The sequence below is a fragment of the Teichococcus aerophilus genome, from assembly GCF_014490485.1.
Lineage (GTDB): Bacteria > Pseudomonadota > Alphaproteobacteria > Acetobacterales > Acetobacteraceae > Pseudoroseomonas > Pseudoroseomonas aerophila.
Map to the genome: position 1 here is coordinate 1 of NZ_JACTVA010000069.1, position 20,122 is coordinate 20,122.

Sequence of the window (20,122 nt, forward strand, 5' to 3'; positions counted from 1 at the left end):
CCCTCGGCGCGCCTGCCGCCCCCGCCGCGCCCGCACCCCAGGCGGCCGCGCCCGCCGAGCCGCCGCCACTTCCCGCCGGCACCGTCCGCCCGACGATGGTGGTGGACACCGCCGTCCGCGCCGGGCAGCGTATCTGGGCCCAAGGTGCTGATTTAATTATCACCGGTACGGTCAATGCTGGCGCGGAGGTCATTGCCGATGGCAACCTGCACGTCTATGGCGCCCTGCGGGGCCGTGCGATCGCCGGTGGTGCGGACAATACGGATGCACGCGTCTTCGCGCTGCATTTCGACCCCGAGCTCGTCTCCATCGCCGGCTACTACGCGGTGCGGGAAGGGCTGACGGAAGCGCCGATCGGCAAGCCTGTGCAGGTGCGCCTGATCGGTGAGAGCATGCGTTTCGACAAGCTGGGCTGAACAGATTTCCAGGTCAGTCCATCGGCCCGGCAGAGAGGAGACTACCCCATGGCGGAAGTGATCGTGGTGACATCCGGCAAGGGGGGCGTGGGCAAGACCACGACTTCCGCCGCCTTCGCCACCGGTCTTGCCCAGAACGGCAAGAAAACCGTCGTCATCGATTTCGACGTTGGCCTGCGTAACCTGGACCTGATCATGGGTGTCGAGCGCCGCGTGGTGTTCGACATCGTCAACGTGATCAATGGCGAGGCGCGGCTGAACCAGGCGCTGATCCGCGACAAGCGCGTGGACACGCTCTCCATCCTTCCGGCCAGCCAGACGCGGGACAAGGACGCGCTGACCAAGGAAGGCGTGAAGACCATCATCGACGAGCTGGCGCAGGATTTCGACTACATCCTGTGCGACAGCCCGGCGGGTATCGAGAAGGGCGCCCTGCTGGCGCTGTACTTCGCGGACCAGGCCATCATCGTCACCAATCCCGAGGTCTCCTCGGTGCGCGATTCGGACCGGATCCTGGGCGTTCTCCAGTCCAAGTCCCACCGCGCCGAGGAAAAGAAGGACCCGGTGAAAGAGCATCTCCTCGTCACCCGCTACGACCCGAGCCGGGTCGAGAAGGGCGAGATGCTGAAGCTCGAGGATATCCGCGAGATCCTCGCCATTCCTCTGCTGGGCGTGATCCCGGAGAGCGAGAGCGTGCTGAAGGCGTCCAACACCGGCAACCCGGTGATCCTGGACGATGCGTCGAATGCCGGCGGTGCCTATGCGGATGCCGTGGCGCGCTTCCTGGGTCAGGACCGCCCGCACCGCTTCATCGACCCGGAGAAAAAGGGCTTCCTGTCGCGTCTGTTCGGGGGGAGGGCGGCATGAGTTGGATCGACATCTTCCGCGGCAACCGTAAGCCGCCAGCAACGGCCGGTGCCGCGAAGGAACGGTTGCAGATCGTCCTCGCGCATGAGCGCATCAGCCGCACGGGCGAGGATTTCCTGCCCAAGCTGCAGAAGGACCTGCTGGAGGTCATCGCCAAGTATGTGGCGATCGACGCCAAGGCGGTGAACGTCTCGCTCGACCGGGGGGGCGACATGTCCACCCTGGCGATCGAGGTAGAGCTGCCCGGCCCGAAGGTGGGTGAGCCCCCCCGCCGCGCCGCGTCCTGATTCCAGCGCGGCTGGCACCTGCCTGACCGCGTGATTCGCGCCTCCGGTTGTCTCAACCTGTGGCGGTCAAACCCTTGAGCGTGATCTGCCCACAGGCGGCCACAGAGCACGCTCCAGGCTTCCGTCTGGCTCCATGATCCGCGCCTTCAGTCGTACCGATCCTGGCTGGCTGCACCCTGGAGCAGCATGCGTTCGCACGCCGTGCTCCATGCCTTCACCTGGTCGCGTGATTCAGGCTTTCGGTGATTGCACCCGGCCATCACGCTCTAGCCGCCACGCCGCACCAGATAGGCCGTCGCGCCCAGCATGACGGCCGTGCCGATCGCCAGGCTCCAGCCGGGCTGCTCGGCGAAAAGCAGCCATCCCGCCAGTGCGCTGCACGGGATTTGCGAATACTCGATGGGCGCCAGCAGCCCGACCTCGCAGCGCCGCGCGGCGGCGGAGGCGGCCAGATCGCTGGCCAGCGCGAACAGCGTCCCCAACACGATCATCAGCACGGCGAAGAGGGACGGCGTCTGCCAGAAGAAGGCGGAAACCGGCCCCCAGAACAGCACCGACATAATGGCGTACCAGGCGATCACGCGGGGCGCGGGCTCGGTGGTAGAGAGCAGCTTGAAGCTGATCAGCACCAGCCCGGCACCGAGCCCACCCGCCAGGGCCGCCAGCGTGCCAAGGGAGAGATGCCCCTCCGGCTGCGCCACGATGACGACGCCGACGAAGCCGATTCCGGTGGCGATGACGCGGTTGCGGCGCACCCGCTCATGCAGCAGCAATGCTGCCAGGGGCAGCACCCAAAGCGGCCGGGCGCTGATCAGCGCCACAGCATCCGCCAGCGGCAGCAGGGCCACGCCGATCAACTGAAACATGAAGGCGCCGATGCCGGCACCGCCGCGTGCCAGATGCAACAGCGGGCGGCGGGTGGCGAGGGCCGATGGGCCCATGCGGATAAACCACGGCAGCAGGAAAGCCAGCGTCATCAGGCCACGCCCGAAGGCGGCCATGGGCACCGGCAGCCCATCCTGCAGGGCCAGCCGGTAACTGATGCTGACACCGCCGCCACAGACCGCCGCGAAGAGCATGAAGCCCATCCCCCGCAAGGATGCGGCGGATAGGGGCGGTGCTGCGCGGCGGGCCATGGCGGCGGTGTCGGGCCTTTAGCGGCGGGGAGCCAGTTCGGCTTCCAACGCCTTGATCTTCGCCGTCAGCGACTCGCGCAGGCTGGCGGCGGCATGCGGCTTCAACGCCGCCAGCGCATCCTTCAGGTCACGCAACTGCCTCTTCTTCTCGTCCAGGGAACGTTGGATGGGGCGGTTGCCAGACAACTGGCCATCGAAGGCACGCATGGGACAGCAATCCTTATGGTCTAGAGCGTGGCCGCCCACGGCCAAACTGCCGAAGGCGAGGCACGTAATCGAACAAAGACCTGCGGCGCGCGCCTTGAACGCATCAGGACGGCGCACACCCCAGTGCCCTACCGCACGCGCGCAGCCGGCGCCAAAGGCGCCGACACGGCTGTGGGAAGGGGGAAGATGACGGGCGCTAAACGCCGCGCCGGACTGGCAGAGCCCGGGCAATACCCGCCGGTCCAGATATCAGCCAGAAGCCGGAGGAAGTCGAGAGGGCGGTACCGCCCGGCCCAAGATTCCCGTCAGGGCGTATCGGCCGCACCCGGATGCCGCCGATACGCCCTGACTGTTTCCTGGATCGCGCGGTTCGCCCTGGTCGGTCAGTACTCGAATTCGTAGGTCAGCCCCAGGCGCTCGCCGTTCACGCCGCCGGTGCTGCTCTCCAGCTTCAGCCGGGGCGTCAGCTCCACCTCGACGCCGACACGCGGGCCGCCTTCCAACCCTTGCTCGACCCCAACATAGACGCCCTGGCCGATATAGCCGCCGGCCTCGAGGGCCGAGCTGTTGATGTCGCCGGAGTTGCGGCTGCTGGTGGTGGCGTCGCTGGAATTGCCCACCCCCAGCCGGTCCAGCCCCAGCCGCTCGGCAATGCGGCCGAAGAAGCCGCGGCCACCGCCGCCGGGCAGGATGCCGGCGGTGCCGGCGACGCTGGCCGCCAGCTGCGCGATCTGGAAGGGCGAGAGCCGGTCCACCGAACGGCCGAACAGCAGCAGCGCCAGCACCTCGTCCTGCGGCAACTCGGGGGAGGAAGTGAACTCGATCTTCGGCGCATTGGGCTGGCCGGTGATGGTGACGGTAATGGTAGTGCTGTTCACCGTGCTGTTGGCGGCGAAATCCAGGCTGGGCAGCAGCCCGGCGCCGTCGAACAGCAAGGCGCCACGGCTGAAGGTCAGCCGGCGGTCCAGCAGCAGGAAGGTGCCGCGCCGGAGCTCGAACGCCCCGTCCGGGGAGGGTGCGGCGGCGGTGCCGGTGATGTGGATGTTGCCGCCCATCTCCGCATCCAGGCCACGGCCGCGCACCAGCACGGATTGCGGCGCCTGGATGCGCAGGTCCAACGCGATGGGCGCGGCGGGCGTGCCGGCGGCGCTGGGAGCGGGGGGCGCCGGCACCCGGCGGCCGGGGGTGGCGGCAGCCACGCGGCCCCCACGTTCCTCCACATCGCCAAGCGTGGTGACGCCGCCACCCGGCAATTGCTGCGGGATGTTGATGACGGTGCGCTTCAACCGGATGGTGCCGCCCAGCGCGGGCGAAACCTGCAACGGCCCGGTGAAGCGCAGATCGGCATCGGTGGTCAGCGTGACCAGCTCGCTCTGCAAGGGCTGCGCGTCGCGGGCGGTGATGGTGATGTCGATGGGAATGCCGGCGGCGAAAGGCTGCAGGCTGCCGCGAGCGTCGATATTGCCCTGGCCGGCCCGTGCGTTGAAGCGCTCCACCGTGATGGTATCACCCTGGGCGCGCAGGCGGGCACCGATATTGGCCAGCCGCAGCCCGTAGAGCCGGTTGCGGACATTGCCGTTGGTCAGGTCCACCGTGCCGTTCATCTGCGGACTGCCCAGCGTGCCGCTGGCGGTGCCGGCCAGGGCGATGCGCCCGGTCACCTGGTTGGCGGTGCCACCCAGCGTCGGGGCCAGCACGGCGGCTAAGTCCGCCTGGCCGTTCACGGTGGCGGAAAGCGGCGCATCGGCCGCCGGGCCCTGCGGCATATTCGCCTCGGCCGTCACGTTGGCCAGGGCGCCGGCGCGCAACTCGGCGCGTCCACGCACGGCGCCGCTGGCGGCCCGGCTGGCTTCCACCCGCAGCGTGGCGGCCGGCCAGCCGCGCGACCACGGCGCGGCGACGGTCAGGCCGGTGCCGTTGATCACCGCATTCACCTCGGGCGCCGAGGTGGGGCCGGTGACGCGCACGTCGCCGACGATGGTGCCGCCGAACTGAGGCTCCGGCACGAAGAGATTGGCCAGTGAGACCGGCAGCGCCGCCAGCGCCAGCCGCAGATCGGCCCGCTCCGGCCCCCAGCGGCCGGAGAGCGTGACATTGCCACCCGGGCGCCCGGCCAGCCGCAGACCGGGGATTTCCACCGCGCCGCTGGGCGGCAGCAGGATGGCGCCGGGCGCAGCCAGACGGATGCCGAATTCACCTTGCGCCACCTGCAGGGCGGCAAGGTCGAAGCGCATGCCGGCCTCGCCGCGGGTGAAGCGGCCACGGCCGTCGGCCGAGGCCATCGGCAGGCGGGCGTTGAAGGCCCAGTCCAGCGCCGCATCCGTGCCACGCAGGGTCATCTCGGCGCCGATAGTCTGGCCGGCGGCCTGCAATTGCTGCACGCGGGCATGGGCGTCGATGCCCTGGCGGCCGTCCTGCGGCTTCAGCACCGCACCGATATCCAGCCGCCCGGCGACGGGCTGGCCGGCCAGGGCGCTCAGTGGTGCCAGATCGTCCGACTTCACCGTGGCGTTGCCGTCGAACAACGTGGTGGCGGTATCGAAGCTGCCATCCGCCCGCACGGCGATGGGGCCGATCTGCGCCTGCGCCTCGGCCAGGCGGATCAGCGTACCCTCGGCGGCGGCGCGCAGCCCCAGGGTCAGCGGCATGCCTTCCGCCCGGGCGGTCAGGTTGGCGCTGCCGGTCAGGCCCATCACCGCTGGCGTCTCCACCCGCAAATCGGGCGATTCCAGCCGGCGGCCGGCGGCGTTCAGGCCCGGGCTGGTCAGGTGCGCTGTGATGGCAGGGTCAGCGGCGGGGCCGCGCAGCGTCGCCTGCAGGTCTAGCGGCCCGCTGACCTGCGGCTGGATGCGGGAAGCCTCCGGCACCACCAGATGCAGGGCCAGATTCAGTTGCTCACCGAAGGTGCCGGAGCCCTCCAGCCTTGCCGCCGCGCCGTCGATGACCAAGCTGTCGATGCGGGAGATGGTGCCGGCGTAGTCCACCACCGGCGCCGGGCCGAGCGCGGCGTCGCCAGGCGCGGGCACGCGCAGGCCCTGCGGAGTGACGCGCAGCTTGAAGTCCTGCCCATTGGCGATGGTGCCAGCCAGCCCGATCGACTCCCAGCCCACGATCTCCGGCACCAGCGGCGCCAGGGCGGTGGAGTTGGCCACGTTGCCCTGCACGTTCAGCAGTTCCAGGCTGCCCTGGGCCGAGACCTCGCCACCCGGCGCCCGCAGCCACAGACGGGCCAGTTGCAGGCCATTGGCCGGCGTCTGACTGGCGTCGATGGCGAATTCAACCCGGGCGGCCGGCGGCGGTAGCAGGGTGGGGGCGGCGGCGTCGCCTTCCAGGGCGATATGCGCGGCGCCATCCGGCTGCAGCGCTACCTGGCCCTGGGCGGCGAAGCGCATGGCCTCGCCAATCGCGCCCTGGGCGCGCAGCGCGGCGCCGCCGGCCGGGCCGTCCAGCACCAAGGAGAGATCCGTGGGATTGTCCGGCGCGCCGATGGCGGTGGCCAGCAGGCCGCGTGGCGGCTCCTGCACCCGCAGGTTCAGCTTCAGCGCGGCGCGCGGGTCCAGCCCGGCGTCCAGCGTCAGCTCGCCCGGCTGGCCGACGCGCTGCACACGCAGGTTGGCCGCCAGCGCGGCGGCGACGAAGCTGGCATTGCCGGTGGCGGAGAGCGCGAAGCCTTCGCGCGGGCCGGCCTCCTCCGCCGTCGCGGCCACCAGTTCGCGTGGGATCTCGATGCGGGCGATGTCCAGCGCATCCAGGTGCACCGCCACCGGCAATTCCGGCAGGGTGGGGATCACCGGGCCCGGCTCGGCCGGCTGTTCCTCCGGCGGCGTGGGCGCGGCCGCCGGCAGGCGCAGCAGCGCGACGCGGCTGGCGGAGACACGCTCGATCCGCACGTCCCGGTTCAGCAGCGCGCCGAGGTCCAGGTTGATCCGCGCATTTTCCACCACAAGCCAAGGGCCGTCCGCATCGGCCATGGTCAACCGTTCGAAGCCCGGGCTGCCGGGGATGGGGCCGCTGAGGCCTTCCAGCGTCAGGCCCGGTACGAAGCGCTGCGCGAGGGTGGCGATGTAGCGCTGGCCCGGGGCGGTATTGGCCGCGCCCAGCACGGCGCCCACCAGCAGGATCGGCAACAGGATCAGGACAGCGAGGACGCCGCCCACCCACTTCAGGATACGCCGCATCAGAAAGCCTGCCCGATACCGATATAAAGTCCGAAGGCGCTATCCCCGCTCTCGCGGTTCAGCGGCACGGCGACATCCGCGCGTAGCGGGCCAATGGCGGTGAGGTAGCGGACGCCGACACCGGCGCCGAGCTTGAGGTTGCCGAATTCTGGCGTCTGGTCATCGCCGACCGAGCCGGCATCGACGAAGGCCGCCATGCCCAACGGCCCGTTCAGCCGCTGCCGCAACTCGATGCTGCCCTCCACCAGGGAGAGGCCGCCGCGCGGCTGGTTGTTGCGGGTGCGCGGCCCGATGGCCTGGAACGAATAGCCGCGAACCGAGCCGCCGCCACCGGCATAGAAGCGCTGGTTCGGCGGCACGCTGTTCTGTTCCGCCCCGATGATGCTGCCGACGACGCCGCGCAGCGCCAGCACGCTGCCGCCATCGCCCGTCAGGTCCAGGTAGGTGGCGGCCTGGGCGCGGGTGCGGGTGAACAACGCGTTGTCGGTGAAGTTGTAGATCGGGCTGGCCAGGAAGGTGACGCGCAGGCCGCTGGTCGGGTTCAGGATGCTGTTCACATCCTCCCACCGCACCTGGCCCATCACGCCGAGCAACTGGTAGTTGGTGGTAATGTCGTCCTGGGTGACGCGGCTGATCTCGCCCAGCGGCCCGGCGGCGACGGTCAGGTTGTCGGTGATCGGGCGTTCCAGGGTGATCGCGGCGGTGAAGGCATCGCGGTCATAGGCGTCCAGCTTCTCCCGCAGCACCGCGATGTCGTAGATCAGCGTCTGGTTGACGCCGAGGAACCAGGGCTGCCGCAGATTCGCGCCCAGCTTGCCGCCTGCGTTGCTGGTGCCGCCGCCGGTGCCGAGGCGGTTGACCTCCGCTTCCAGCCGCAGCCGCTCGGCGTTGCCGAACAGGTTGCGGTGCTCCCAGAAGGTGGAAAAGGTGGGGCCGTAGCGCGTCTCGTAGGCGGCGCCGAAGCCGATGGCGCGGCGCGGCCGCTCGACGACCGTGAAGGCCACCGGCAGCGCCCCGGTCTCGTCCAGCCGCTCCGCCGCGCGGGCGCGGACGGTGGAGAACACGCCGAGGCCCATCAGGTCCCGCCGCGTGCGGTCGATCCGTTCCTGGCTGTAGACGCGGCCTTCCAGCGGCTGCACCACATTGGCCAGCAGGCGGCTGTTCACCCGTTCCTCGCCACTGACGCTGGGGGTGGCGAAATGCGCCACCGGGCCGGGGGCGACGCGGAAGGTCACTTCCATCTGGCGGGTGTCGTGGTCGACGATCACGCGGCGGCCGACCTCGGGGAAGGGATGGCCGCTGTTGCGCAGGCTCTCGGTCAGCCGGCCCTGGGCATCGACGATGGGCTGGGCGCGGGCGGGGCTGCCAGTCTCCAGCCGGATCTCGCCGGCATCCTCCAGCGGCGTGCCGGGTGGCATGGCTTGCACCACCACGGGGGCCAGGCGGTATTGCGGCCCTTTCTGCACCTCGATCACCACGGGCACAGGGCCGGGTATGGCGGCTAGCCGCAGCCCAAGCCCGACCGCATCCGGCGCCTCGCCGGCCAGGGTGACGCTGCCGCTGCCGTCGTAGTAGCCCTCAGACCGTAGAGCGTTACGGATGCTATTGGCCTCGTTGAGCGCGCGGGCGATCAGCCCGTCCGAATCGACCGGCACGCTCTCCCGCAACTGCTCCAGCGTCGAGGCGCGGCGCAGCGCGTCATCCAGTTCCGAATCGCCGGTCTCGGGGAAGGTGACCTCGTAGCTGCGGGTGACCTCCTCGGCTTCCGCCGGCGGTTCCGACGACGCGGCCGCAGGGGCTTCCTGCCCCGGGGCCGGGAGGGAGAAGGCCACCGCGCCGGGTGCGGTGAGGATGAGGAGGAGCAGGCTGTGTTTGAGGCGCATGGGCTTACCCGCTATGCCCTAGCACATGGACCCCGTACTTGCCGAAACACTCACGCGTTGGCGCAGGCATCTCCACGCCAACCCTGGTCTCACTTTGCATGAAGGTGCCACCGCGGCATTCGTTGTGGAGAAGTTGAAGGAGCTGGGTGTCACCGACATCGCTGAAGGCGTGGGCGGCCATGGCGTCGTCGCCACCCTGCACCGCCCTGGCAGCAACCGCAGCGTTGGCCTGCGTGGCGACATGGATGCGCTGCCGATTGAGGAAGCGGCGCAGGACCTGCCCTGGCGCAGCACCGTGCCCAACGTGATGCACGCCTGCGGCCATGACGGCCACACCACCGCGCTGCTGGGCGCCGCAGCCCTGTTGCAGCGGGACGAGAACTGGAGCGGCACGGTCCGCCTGGTGTTCCAGCCCGCCGAGGAAGGCGGGGGCGGTGCCAACCGGATGATCGAGGACGGCCTGTTCCAGCGCTTCCCGATGGACCGCATTTTTGGCTGGCACAACTGGCCGGGGCTGGAAGCCGGCACGGTCGCGGTGCACGATTCGGCGGTGATGGCCGCCGGCAACCGCTTCCTGATCGAGATCGAGGGCCATGCCGGGCATGCCGCCCTGCCGCATCTGGCGCGTGACCCGATCGTCGCCGCCGGGCACGCCATCGTCGCCTGCCAGTCCATCGTCGCCCGCTCGCTGGACCCGATGGATACCGGGGTGGTCAGCCTGACCGTGGTGAATGGTGGGGAGGCGCAGAACCAGATCGCCGCCCGCGTGCGCATCCAGGGCAGCATGCGCTACCTGCGGAACGAAGTGGGCGACCAGATCAAGGACGGGCTGCGCCGTGTGGCCGCCGGTGTCTCCGCCACCTTCGGCGTGAAGGCTGAAGCGGTGATCCAGGGCGGCGTGCCGGTGACGGCCAACCACCCGGCCGAGGCCGAGATGGCGGCCGAGGCGGCCGAGGTGGTGACGAAGGTCCGCCGCCACATGGCGCCGGCGATGACGGGGGAGGATTTCTCCCACTTCCTGCACCATGTGCCGGGCGCCTTCGTGTGGATCGGCAACGGCTCCGCCGAAGGGGGGCGGGAGCTGCACAACCCGCACTACGACTTCAACGATGCGGTGTTGCCGGCCGCCAGCGGCTTCCTCGCCGAGATCGCCCGCCGCTCCCTGGCCAAGGAGCAGGGGGCGTAGGCGGCAGGACGGCGGAGGGGCGGGGAATCGACCGGCATCGGTCTTCAACGCGCCCCAAAAGGCCTGGGTTTCGGTCCAGGCCAACCTGATATGGCCCAGGCCGGGATTTTTTCCGGCCTGGACGCCGTGACCTCAGCCGATATTTAGGAAGTGGATCAGCACGAGGCTGGCGGCGCCCAGTGCCACCAGGGAGAGTATGACGGTGCCCGCGACCCGGATGCCGGCCCGCGCCACCATCCGCACATCCACACCCAGCCCCAGCGCGGCCATGGACAGCACCGTCAGGATGCCGGCCACGGTGGAGATCGGCGCCAGGGCCGCGGTCGGGATGGCGCCTACCGCCCGCAGCACCGCCAGGGCCAGGAAGCCCAGGATGAACCACGGGACGAGGCGGGAGATCGGCGGCCGCTTGCCGTCAGCGCGCCCCGCCACCAGGGAAAGGCCCAGCACGACCGGGCCGAGCATCAGCACCCGCACCAGCTTCACCAGCGTACCCATCTGCACGCTGAGGGCGGAGATCGGGGCGGTGGCGGCCAGCACCTGCGGCACGGCATAGACCGTCAGCCCGGCCAGCACGCCGTATTGCAGGTCCGACAACCCCAGCAGCGGCGCCATCAGTGGCAGCATCAGCACCACCACCACGCCCAGCACCGCGGTGAAGGCGATGGAGGAGGCGACATCCTTCGAGTCAGCGCCGATGACGGGCGCGGCGGCGGCGATGGCGGAGTTGCCGCAGATGGAATTGCCGCAGGCCACCAGCACCGCCATCTTGCGCGGCAGCCCCAGCGCCCGGCCGATGCCGTAGCTGAATGCGAGCGCCACGGCGACGACAGCGCCGATGCCCAGCAGCAGCAGAGGCCCAGCCGCCAGGATGGCCTGCAGGCTAAGCGAGGCGCCCAGCAGCATCACGGCGATTTCCAGCAGCATCTTGGCGCTGAAGGCGATGCCGGGCGCGTAGGCCTTGGGCGGCACCCACAGCGTACGCACCAGCGTGCCCAGCAGGATGGCCAACACCAGGCTTTCCAGCCAGGCACGGCCGAAGACGGCGACTTCCGCCACCTGCAGCCCCGCCGCGACCAGCGAGACGGCGGCGCAGAGCGCCACGCCGGGCAGCAACTGGCGCGCGGTCTGCCACGCCGCCGGCGGTGCAGGCTGGGTGGTGGCGGTGCTGGTGTTCAGGGACATCGCGGGCGGCCTGTCTTGAAAACGTCACGCGCTTGTCCCGCAGGCGGATTGATTGATCCAACGCGTTATTCTTGTCATTCCGTTCGATTGAATCGAATGATGGCGGCATGACGCTCGAACAGCTCCGCATCTTCCTCGCCGTGGCACAGCGGGAGCACGTGACGCGCGCTGCCGAGGCGCTGGGCCTGACGCAATCGGCCGTCAGCGCGGCCATCCGCACCCTGGAAGCCCGGCATGGAATCGCGTTGTTCCACCGCGTCGGCAGGCATATCGAGTTGAGCGAGGCCGGCCGCCTGTTCCGCGCGGAAGCGGAGGCGGTGCTGGCCCGGGCGCGCGCGGCGGAGCTGGTGTTGTCCGAGCTCGGTGGCGTCGCGCGCGGCACGCTGGCGGTGCAGGCCAGCCAGACGGTGGTCAGCTACTGGCTGCCGCCCTTGCTGGTGCGCTTCCGTGGCCTGCACCCGGGCGTTCAGGTGCAGGTGACGGCCGGCAATACCACCAGCGTCGTCCAGGCGCTGATGGATGGCGCCACGGAACTGGGCTTCGTGGAAGGCGAGGTGGCCGAGCCGGCGCTGGAACAGTTTCCGCTGACCACGGACCAGTTGATCGTCGTCGTCGGGCTGGAGCATCCCTGGAGCGGACAGGGGGCCATCTCCCCCCAGCGGCTGAACGAGACGGCATGGATCATGCGCGAGGCCGGCTCCGGCACCCGCGCGGCGTTTGAGTTGCTGTCCCCAGGGTTGGAAGTGGCGCTGGAACTGCCGTCCAACGAGGCGGTGCTGGCGGCGGTGGAGGCCGGCGGCGGCGCGGCGGTGGTGTCGGAACGCGCGGCGGCCCCGCACCTGGCGGCCGGGCTGCTGGCGCGGGCGGGGGTGGAACTGCCGCCGCGCAGCTTCAAGGCGCTCCGGCACCGTGAACGCCGGGGCAGCGGCGCGGCGCGGGCGCTGCTCAGCCTGGCGCAGGGCGGCTAGAGCAACTCAGCCGCCAAGCGGATGGGCCGGCGGCGTCGATCAGGCGGATGCGGAGACGTCGCCGCGTCGCACCAGACTGCCTATCAGAAGAGTTGGCGGCCGGGGCCGTAGGGGGCGACGATCTCGTCCTTGCCGACCATGTTCAGCAGGGCGCGGGCGCGTTCGTCCAGCTGGTCGCGGTCGATCAGGTCGCCACGCAGGCCGGCAACGCGCCGTTCCATGCTGTCCCGGTCGCTTTCGGCGCGCGCGAGTTCGATCCGGGCAGCGGCGATCTCGGCGGCCTTGGCGTCGCGGGCCAGGGAGCCGACGCGCGGGCCATGCACCGCGTACCAGGCGAAGTGCCAGCACAGGCCGGCGAAGACCACCGGAACCCACAGCACGTTGAACGCCCGCTTAATCGCCCGCATCGGTATCCTTTCCGGCGGTCAAAGCTTAACCGCACGTTAGCAACGCCAGCTAACTGTCTGTCCTGGCAGGGGCGCAAGCCAGGAATCCCGGGTGCGGCAAATCCGCACCCGGGTGTTGCATCAACGACGCAGGATGGTACGGCCAGCGTAACGGCCAGCGGTGCCCAGGCCCTGCTCGATGCGGATCAGCTGGTTGTACTTGGCCAGCCGGTCGGAGCGGGACAGCGAACCGGTCTTGATCTGGCCGCAGTTGGTGGCGACGGCCAGGTCGGCGATGGTGTTGTCCTCCGTCTCGCCCGAGCGGTGAGACATGACGGCGGTGTAGCCGGCGCGGTGCGCCATCTCGACCGCTTCCAGCGTCTCGGTCAGGGAGCCGATCTGGTTGACCTTCACCAGGATGGAGTTGGCGGTCTTCCTCTCGATGCCCTGGCGCAGGCGCTCCGGGTTGGTGACGAACAGATCGTCGCCCACCAGCTGCACCTTGCCGCCCAGGCGGTCGGTCAGCAGCTTCCAGCCTTCCCAGTCATCCTCGGACATCCCATCCTCGATCGAGATGATCGGGAAGCGGTCGCACAACGCGGCCAGGTAGTCGACCATGCCGCCGGCGTCGAGCTTCTTGCCCTCGCCCTCCATGTCGTACACGCCGTTCTTGAAGAACTCGGTGCTGGCGCAGTCGAGCGCGAACATCACGTCCTCGCCCACGCGGTGGCCGGCGGCCTCGCAGGCCTGGGAGATGAAGTTGAGCGCCTCTTCGGCCGACTTCAGGTCCGGCGCGAAGCCGCCTTCGTCGCCCACATTGGTGTTGTGGCCGGCGTCGTGCAGCTTCTTCTTCAGGCTGGCGAAGATCTCGGAGCCGATGCGGACGGCGTCGGCCATCGTGCCGGCGGCCACCGGCATCACCATGAATTCCTGGATGTCGATGGGGTTGTCGGCATGCTGGCCGCCATTGATGATGTTCATCATCGGCACCGGCAGGGTGCGGGCGAACACGCCGCCGACATAGCGGTACAGAGGCACGCCGAAATGCTCGGCCGAGGCCTTCGCGGTGGCGAGGCTGACGGCCAGGATGGCGTTGGCGCCCAGGCGGGACTTGTTCGGCGTCCCGTCCAGCTCGATCATCGTCTCGTCGATCTTGACCTGCTCGGTGGCATCCATGCCGCTGAGCGCGTCGAATATCTCGCCCTCGACATTCGCGCAGGCCTTCTGCACGCCCTTGCCATGGAAGCGGGACTTGTCGCCGTCGCGCAGTTCCACCGCCTCATGCGCGCCGGTGGAGGCGCCGGAGGGGACGATGGCACGGCCGACCGCGCCCGAATCCAGGACGACATCGACCTCGACGGTCGGGTTGCCGCGCGAATCCAGCACTTCGCGCGCGATGATGTCGGCAATGGAAGTCATTCCGGCGATCCCCTTTGAGGTGGAAGTTCCCGGCGGATAGGACGGTCTGGGCGGAAGGGCAAGTGCGGCGCCGTGAAGAAAGGCGGGGGACGGAACTTCCACCGCATCGCCGCATGCCGGGATACGGACAGGGCTGGGCACTTGTCGGGGCTGGAGCGTGATGGCTTACGGTGGAATCGCCGAAAGCCTGAATCACGCGACCGAACCAAGGTAGCGAGCATCGTGTGTGAACGAAGGTGAACGCATCATGCTCTAAAGGAAGCCGATCCACCGCCCCGCCAGCAGGACGCCAAGCCAGAGGCAGGCGGAGGCCGCCGCGACCAGCCGCACCGTCCATGGCACCACGCCGCTGACCAGCGCCCGGCGGTAGCCGCCATGCGCATGCTGCAGGCCGATATTGACCAGCGCAAAGGCCAGCATTGCCATCTTGGCCAGGAAGGCCGTGTTCTCCACGTAATGGTCCGGCCGCACGCTGAACAGCCAGAGCCCGGTGAGCAGCGCGACCGCCAACCCCACCGCCGCCGCACGGGACAGGAAGGGGGCCAGGATCGCCAGCGGGGCCTGCCGGAACAGCCCCATCAGCCGCAGATCCAGCGGCAGGATGGCGCCCAGGACCAGCCCGATGCCCAGGATATGCGCCGCGTTCACGACGAGGTAGGCGGTGCCGGATTCCTGCAGCCAGACGGCGCCGGGCCAGCTCGCCAGGGCCGCCAGCATCCCGGCCGCGCCCTACTACCGGCTGCCGATCCGCTCCGGATACATGTCGTAGTTCTGCCCCGCGAGGGTGATGCGCACGGCCTTCATGTGCCGCGCCCCCGCTTCCTTGGACCGGTTGCCGAGGACGGTGATGGCATCGCCCACACGGCCGGAATCACCGCGGAAGCCGGACCGTTGCGTCTGGTTCGGATTGCCGAGATCGACCTGCCAGACCTGGCCGTCCGCGGCGCGGACCTGCAAGGTCGGGTGAGGGGGCGCCATGGAGATGGCGTGGATGGTGCCTTGCAGCGTGGTCTGGGCTTCCTCGGCCCAGGACCAGCCGTGATGGGCCCAGGCGCTGGTGCCCGCGAAAAGCGTGGCCACCAGGCTTGCGAGAAGGACGCGCTTGCCAGCGTTTGCCGTCATGGTCGTGCTCCCGGTCTGCGGCCACGGGGGGCGGCCGCCTTCCGGGCATCCTAGCGGAGCGGCACGGGCGGCAGGCGTCACAGGACATTGAGGGCCTGAATCAAAAGGGGCGAGCCTCGCGGCCCGCCCCTCTACGCTTGGTCTCAGCAGCCGTTCAGACCAGCCGGGCCTGCTTCACCGCCGCGCCGACGAAGCCGGCGAAGAGGGGGTGCGGGTCGAACGGCTTCGACTTCAGCTCCGGGTGGTACTGCACGCCGATGAACCACGGGTGGTCCGGGTACTCGACGATCTCCGGCAGCAACCCGTCCGGGGAGAGGCCTGAGAAGCGCAGGCCAGCTTCCTCCAGGCGTTCCCGGTAGCCGATATTCACCTCGTAGCGGTGACGGTGGCGTTCCTCGATCTCCGCCTTGCCGTAGACGTCCCGCACCAGGGAGCCCTCGGCCAGCGCGGCGGGGTAGGCACCCAGGCGCATGGTGCCGCCCAGATCGCCTTCCTTGCTCCGCTTCTCGCGGTCATTGCCGCGCAGCCACTCGGTCAGCAGGCCGACCACCGGCTCCTCGCACGGGCCGAACTCGGTGGAGGAGGCCTTGTCGAGCCCGATCAGGTTCCGCGCTGCCTCGATCACCGCCATCTGCATGCCGAAGCAGATGCCGAGGAAGGGCACCTTCTTCTCACGCGCGAAGCGGACGGCCTCGATCTTGCCTTCCGCGCCACGCTCGCCGAAGCCGCCCGGCACCAGGATGCCGTGCACGCCCTCCAGCCGATCCAGCGCGTTGGGCGTCTCGAAGATCTGGCTGTCCACCCAGTGCAGGTTGACCTTCACGCCATGCTCGATGCCGCCATGGCCCAGCGCCTCGGCCAGCGACTTGTAGGCGTCCAGCAGCGAGATGTACTTGCCGACGACGGCGATGTTCACCTCGCCCTCCGGCTGCGTCACGCGGTTGACGATGCGCGTCCAGCGGGAGAGGTCGGGTTCACCGTAGGAGGAGAGGCCGAAATGGCGCAGCACTTCGCGGTCCAGCCCCTCAGCATGGTACATCAGCGGCACGTTGTAGATGGGCGAGGTGTCCAGCGCCGGGATCACGCTCTCCGGCCGCACGTTGCAGAACAGCGCGATTTTGCGACGCTCATTCTCCGGGATCGGCCGGTCGCAGCGGCACAGCAGGATCTGTGGCTGGATGCCGAGGCCCAGCAGCTCCTTCACGGAATGCTGCGTCGGCTTGGTCTTCAGCTCGCCGGCGGCGGGGATGTAGGGCACCAGGGTCAGGTGCATGAACAGGCTGCGCTGCGGGCCCAGCTCGTTGTTCAGCTGCCGCAGGGCTTCCAGGAAGGGCAGGCTCTCGATGTCGCCCACCGTGCCGCCGACTTCGATCAGCACGAAGTCCAGCCCGTCCGTATCGGCCGTGGCGGCTTCCTTGATCGCGTCGGTGATGTGCGGGATGACCTGCACGGTGCCGCCCAGGTAGTCGCCGCGGCGCTCCTTGGCGATCACGTCCGCATAGATGCGGCCCGAGGTGTGGGCGTCCGCCTGCTTGGCGTGGACGCCTGTGAAACGCTCGTAGTGACCGAGGTCGAGGTCGGTCTCCGCCCCGTCATCGGTCACGAACACCTCGCCGTGCTGATACGGGGACATCGTGCCCGGATCGACATTGAGGTAGGGGTCGAGCTTGCGAAGGCGGATCTTGTAGCCCCGGGCCTGAAGAAGCGCGCCGAGGCTTGCCGCCGCGATGCCCTTGCCCAGAGAGGAAACCACGCCGCCGGTGATGAAAACGAACCGCGTCATGGGCGACCTTTCTACCAAGCCGCGCGGGTCACGGGAACCCGTCAGGACGGCATCGCTGATCTGATGCTTGGCGCGGGGCTCCCGAGGCCCGGTGCGTCACGCTCACACAAAAAGGGCGCCGGAGGCAGTGCCTCCCGCGCCCGTCGTCACCGCCTGGGCGGTCGAGCTTAGTTGGTCGGCACCGAGGGCTGCGCCGGGGCGGCGGGCGCCGCAGGTGCGGCCGGTGCCGCAGCGCCGGGGGCGGAGGGGGCCGACGGAATGGCCGGGCCGGGCGGCAGGTCGAGGATGGAGCCGCGCTGCGCCTGGCCGCGGCCCAGCAGCGCCATGGCCAGGGCCAGCACCATGAACAGCGTGGCCAGCACGCCGGTGGTGCGCGTCAGCAGGTTGGCCGTGCCGCGCCCGGTCATGAACGAGCCCATCCCCTGGGACGAGCCGATGCCGAGCCCACCGCCCTCGCTGCGCTGCAGCAGCACGACGGCGATCAGCGCGAGGGTGACGAAGAGGTGCAGGACCAGCAGGACTGTCATCATGGCGGGCCGCTTCTAGCCGCGATCCGCCCTGGATACCAGTGCTTCAGCGCATGATCGCTGCTCATGAAAGCCGTGCGCATGCTCATGGCTCCGCTTGGAGCGCGGGATTCATGCCTAAGGCCGCATCTGGCAGGCTTCAGGCGGCGGGAAGTGCCGCCACTTCCTCGGCCGCGATGCGGAAGGCGGTGGCCACGGTGGCCGCGCGAACCTGCATCCGGTCCCCGGGGAAGACGTGGCGCTCCACCCGTGTCGGCCGTCCGCGCAGGGCGACTCCGATATAGACCAGCCCGACCGGCTTGGTGGCGGTGCCGCCGCCCGGCCCTGCGACTCCGGTGGTGGAGAGGCCCATGGTGGCGCCCGACTCGCGCACCGCCCCCTCCGCCATCGCTTGCGCCACCTCGGCGCTGACGGCGCCGACCCGGTCGATCAACCCGGCATCGACGCCGACGGATTTCGCCTTGGCCTCGTTGGAGTAGGTGACATAGCCGGCCAGCAGCGTCGCCGAGGAACCGGCGATCGCGGTGACGGCGGCGGAGACCAGCCCCCCCGTGCAGGATTCGGCGGTGGCCAGGGTGATCCGGCGGGCCTGCAGGATGGCGAGCAGCAGCTCCGCCTGTTCCAGTGTCTCGGGGGGCAGCATCAAAGGGTCACTCCCATCCAGCGCGCGGCCAGCAGCAAGGCGGCCGCCAGGGCACCGGCGATGATGTCATCCAGCATGACGCCGTTGGCGCCCTTGCGGCGGTCCGCCCAACCGACCGGGCCGGGCTTCAGAATATCGAAGGCGCGGAACAGCAGGAAGGCCAGCAGCACCCCGGCCACGCCGCCCGCCACCGGCAGCGCGGCGAGGGCGATGGATTGCCCGGCGCCCTCATCCACCACCACCCAGCTCGGGTCCGCCTTGGCTTCCGGCAGCCGCGCCAGCGCCCACCAGCCGAGCACGGAAAGCAGCACCGCCAGCGCCAGGCAGGCTTCCGGCCCGGCCCAGGCCACTGGCAGTACCAGCGCGGAGCCCCAGGTGCCCGGCGCCGGCCGTAGAAAGCCGACGCCGCCCATGCTGGCGATGAAGCGCGGCACGCCCGCGCGAATCGAGGACGGCGCCCGTTCCGGCAGATGCGCGGGAAGCTCGGCGCGCGGGCTCATCGGGCGCCGGGACTTAGCGGGACGCGGTCGCGGGGCGGGCGGGCTCGCCCACCGGCAGCCAGGGCTTCAGCGGATGGTCCATCCCGGCGGTGTTGGGGTCCATCGCCCGGTAGATCACCGCGTTCTCCACCACGCGCTGGACATAGTTGCGCGTCTCGGTGAAGGGGATCTGTTCCAGCCAGTCGATCATGTCGGTGCCACCGGCGGCGGAGCCGATGCGCGGGTCGCCGTAGGTGGAGAGCCACTCTTCCACCCGGCGCGGGCCGGCATTGTAGGCGGCGGCGGCCAGCGCCAGGTTGCCGAAGCGGGCGATCTGGTCGGCCAGGTACTGGGCGCCCAGCGTCATGTTGTGGTCGGGCTGCGTGGTCAGCCACGCCACCTGGTGCGGAATGCCCAGGCCGCGCGCCACCTGGGCCGCGGTGCCCGGCAGCAACTGCATCAGCCCACGCGCATTGGCGGGGGAGACGGCGGAGCTGTCGAAGTTACTCTCCTGCCGGGTGATGGCGTATATGAAGGCCGGTTCAACCACGCCATTCGCCGTGGCGGGGTAGGGGGTGGGGTAGCCTTCCGGCATCAGCATCACGCCATCGATGCCGGCGCGGCGGGAGACCCAGACGGCGTGGTCCGGCCTTCCGATGCTGTTGGCGAGCCGCGCGGTCAGCACGCGGGTGGCCGCATCCGGCGCCAGTTCCTCCAGCCGCAGCAGGAAGGTCCGGGCGCGGCCGGTATCGCCCAGGTCGGCCAGGGTCAGCACGGCGCGGGCCAGTTCCTTGTCCAGGAAGGCGCTGGCGGCGGCGGCGCTGGGCGTGGCGGGCACAACGCCGGTTACGCGGGCGGAAAGCTGCAACGGCGTCTCGCCCAGCGCCAGCGCGGCCAGCTGGCCGTAGAAGCCGGTGGGCATCGAAGCGGCCTCGGTGAACTGTGCGCGCGCCTCGGCGGCGCGGCCCTGGGCGGCGGCGGCCCGACCGCGCCAGTAGAAGGCGCGGGACTGCGTAATGATGCTGGTGCTGTCCTGCCCCAGCCGGGCGAAATGCTGCGCGGCCACGGCCGGGTCGTTCAACATGCGCAGGGCGATGAAGCCGGCCAGGAACTCGCCTTCATGCAGGTTGGCCGAATCCGCTGGCTGGCCGTGCTGGGCGGCCACGCGGTAGGCGCCGGCGGCATCCCCCAGCCGCAACAGCTTGCGGGACAGCACCTGCCGTTCCGTCCAGATCGCCCGCGCACCTTCGGCCGAGACGTCGCGCTGCAACGGCTCGGCTGCCTGCCAGACGGCGGCGGCCTCGGCATCACGGTCCTTGCGGCGCAGGAAGCGGGCCCACTCGGCGGCCATGCCGAGGTCGGTGGGGCGGGCGGGCAGCCCGGCATCGGCCCCGGGGCGCTCGGAGGCCAGGGCCAGGCGCTGCTCGGCGGCGGCGCGGGCGGCGGGCGG

General features: G+C 70.0%; 19 protein-coding genes. 5 read left to right on the forward strand and 14 right to left on the reverse strand.

All coding sequences use genetic code 11. The annotated features are described in order from the left end of the window. The 3 genes from minC to minE all read left to right on the forward strand — a co-directional run. Positions 1-416 (forward strand): septum site-determining protein MinC (minC, locus tag IBL26_RS23050; protein WP_241749700.1); only part of this gene is annotated, 416 nt, incomplete at its 5' end. 48 nt (positions 417-464) lie between these two features. Continuing rightward, positions 465-1,283 carry a septum site-determining protein MinD gene (gene minD / locus IBL26_RS23055; RefSeq protein WP_187786859.1) on the forward strand — a complete coding sequence of 273 codons (819 nt, stop codon included), beginning with the start codon at positions 465-467 and terminating at the stop codon, positions 1,281-1,283. Continuing rightward, entirely contained in the window at positions 1,280-1,570 is a 291-nt protein-coding gene (gene minE / locus IBL26_RS23060; RefSeq protein ID WP_187786860.1) for a cell division topological specificity factor MinE, read from the forward strand. The genes minD and minE overlap by 4 nt, the downstream gene beginning before the upstream one ends. Before the next feature lie 266 nt (positions 1,571-1,836). Here the strand turns inward: minE and IBL26_RS23065 are convergent, their stop codons facing one another. From IBL26_RS23065 to IBL26_RS23080, 4 genes are all read right to left on the reverse strand, one after another. Continuing rightward, positions 1,837-2,706: a DMT family transporter gene (locus tag IBL26_RS23065; RefSeq protein WP_277817354.1), complete on the reverse strand. Its 870-nt coding sequence runs from the start codon at positions 2,704-2,706 to the stop codon at positions 1,837-1,839. Between the two features lie 18 nt (positions 2,707-2,724). Next, positions 2,725-2,913, reverse strand: coding sequence for a hypothetical protein (locus IBL26_RS23070; RefSeq protein WP_187786861.1), 189 nt, complete (start codon positions 2,911-2,913; stop codon positions 2,725-2,727). 383 nt (positions 2,914-3,296) lie between these two features. After that, a complete protein-coding gene (locus IBL26_RS23075) occupies positions 3,297-7,091 on the reverse strand; it encodes a translocation/assembly module TamB domain-containing protein (protein WP_187786862.1) in 3,795 nt (1,264 codons plus the stop codon). Beyond that, positions 7,091-8,974 (reverse strand): autotransporter assembly complex protein TamA, encoded by a 1,884-nt coding sequence (locus tag IBL26_RS23080; RefSeq protein WP_187786863.1) that lies wholly within the window; start codon positions 8,972-8,974, stop codon positions 7,091-7,093. Before IBL26_RS23080 ends, IBL26_RS23075 begins: the two co-directional genes overlap by 1 nt. Positions 8,975-8,999: 25 nt before the next feature. On the opposite strand from IBL26_RS23080, the gene IBL26_RS23085 reads away from it, so the two are divergent. After that, positions 9,000-10,160, forward strand: coding sequence for an amidohydrolase (locus IBL26_RS23085; RefSeq protein ID WP_187786864.1), 1,161 nt, complete (start codon positions 9,000-9,002; stop codon positions 10,158-10,160). A 132-nt stretch (positions 10,161-10,292) separates the two neighbouring features. Here IBL26_RS23085 and IBL26_RS23090 read toward each other — a convergent pair whose 3' ends face one another. Then, the gene (locus IBL26_RS23090; RefSeq protein WP_187786865.1) at positions 10,293-11,345 is read right to left on the reverse strand and encodes a YeiH family protein; all 1,053 of its coding nucleotides are present in this window, start codon (positions 11,343-11,345) and stop codon (positions 10,293-10,295) included. 107 nt (positions 11,346-11,452) lie between these two features. Between IBL26_RS23090 and IBL26_RS23095 the strand changes: the two genes are divergently transcribed. Then, positions 11,453-12,313, forward strand: a complete 861-nt coding sequence (locus IBL26_RS23095; RefSeq protein WP_187786866.1) for a LysR family transcriptional regulator — start codon at positions 11,453-11,455, stop codon at positions 12,311-12,313. 83 nt (positions 12,314-12,396) lie between these two features. On the opposite strand, the gene IBL26_RS23100 is transcribed toward IBL26_RS23095, so the two are convergent. The 9 genes from IBL26_RS23100 to IBL26_RS23140 all read right to left on the reverse strand — a co-directional run. Then, entirely contained in the window at positions 12,397-12,720 is a 324-nt protein-coding gene (locus IBL26_RS23100) for an FtsB family cell division protein (RefSeq protein ID WP_187786867.1), read from the reverse strand. A 120-nt stretch (positions 12,721-12,840) separates the two neighbouring features. Continuing rightward, positions 12,841-14,118 (reverse strand): phosphopyruvate hydratase, encoded by a 1,278-nt coding sequence (eno, locus tag IBL26_RS23105; protein WP_187786868.1) that lies wholly within the window; start codon positions 14,116-14,118, stop codon positions 12,841-12,843. A 252-nt stretch (positions 14,119-14,370) separates the two neighbouring features. Continuing rightward, positions 14,371-14,835 (reverse strand): DUF6644 family protein, encoded by a 465-nt coding sequence (locus IBL26_RS23110; RefSeq protein WP_187786869.1) that lies wholly within the window; start codon positions 14,833-14,835, stop codon positions 14,371-14,373. Positions 14,836-14,850: 15 nt separating this feature from the next. Beyond that, the gene (locus tag IBL26_RS23115; RefSeq protein WP_187786870.1) at positions 14,851-15,240 is read right to left on the reverse strand and encodes a DUF6152 family protein; all 390 of its coding nucleotides are present in this window, start codon (positions 15,238-15,240) and stop codon (positions 14,851-14,853) included. A 154-nt stretch (positions 15,241-15,394) separates the two neighbouring features. Beyond that, positions 15,395-17,023 (reverse strand): CTP synthase, encoded by a 1,629-nt coding sequence (locus tag IBL26_RS23120; protein ID WP_187786871.1) that lies wholly within the window; start codon positions 17,021-17,023, stop codon positions 15,395-15,397. 167 nt (positions 17,024-17,190) lie between these two features. Further along, positions 17,191-17,553 (reverse strand): preprotein translocase subunit SecG, encoded by a 363-nt coding sequence (gene secG, locus IBL26_RS23125; protein WP_187786872.1) that lies wholly within the window; start codon positions 17,551-17,553, stop codon positions 17,191-17,193. Between the two features lie 136 nt (positions 17,554-17,689). Then, a complete protein-coding gene (locus IBL26_RS23130) occupies positions 17,690-18,193 on the reverse strand; it encodes a CinA family protein (RefSeq protein WP_187786873.1) in 504 nt (167 codons plus the stop codon). Then, positions 18,193-18,693: a phosphatidylglycerophosphatase A family protein gene (locus IBL26_RS23135; RefSeq protein ID WP_187786874.1), complete on the reverse strand. Its 501-nt coding sequence runs from the start codon at positions 18,691-18,693 to the stop codon at positions 18,193-18,195. The genes IBL26_RS23130 and IBL26_RS23135 overlap by 1 nt, the downstream gene beginning before the upstream one ends. A gap of 13 nt (positions 18,694-18,706) precedes the next feature. Next, positions 18,707-20,122: lytic transglycosylase domain-containing protein (locus IBL26_RS23140; RefSeq protein ID WP_187786875.1), on the reverse strand; the 1,416-nt coding region annotated here is incomplete at its 5' end.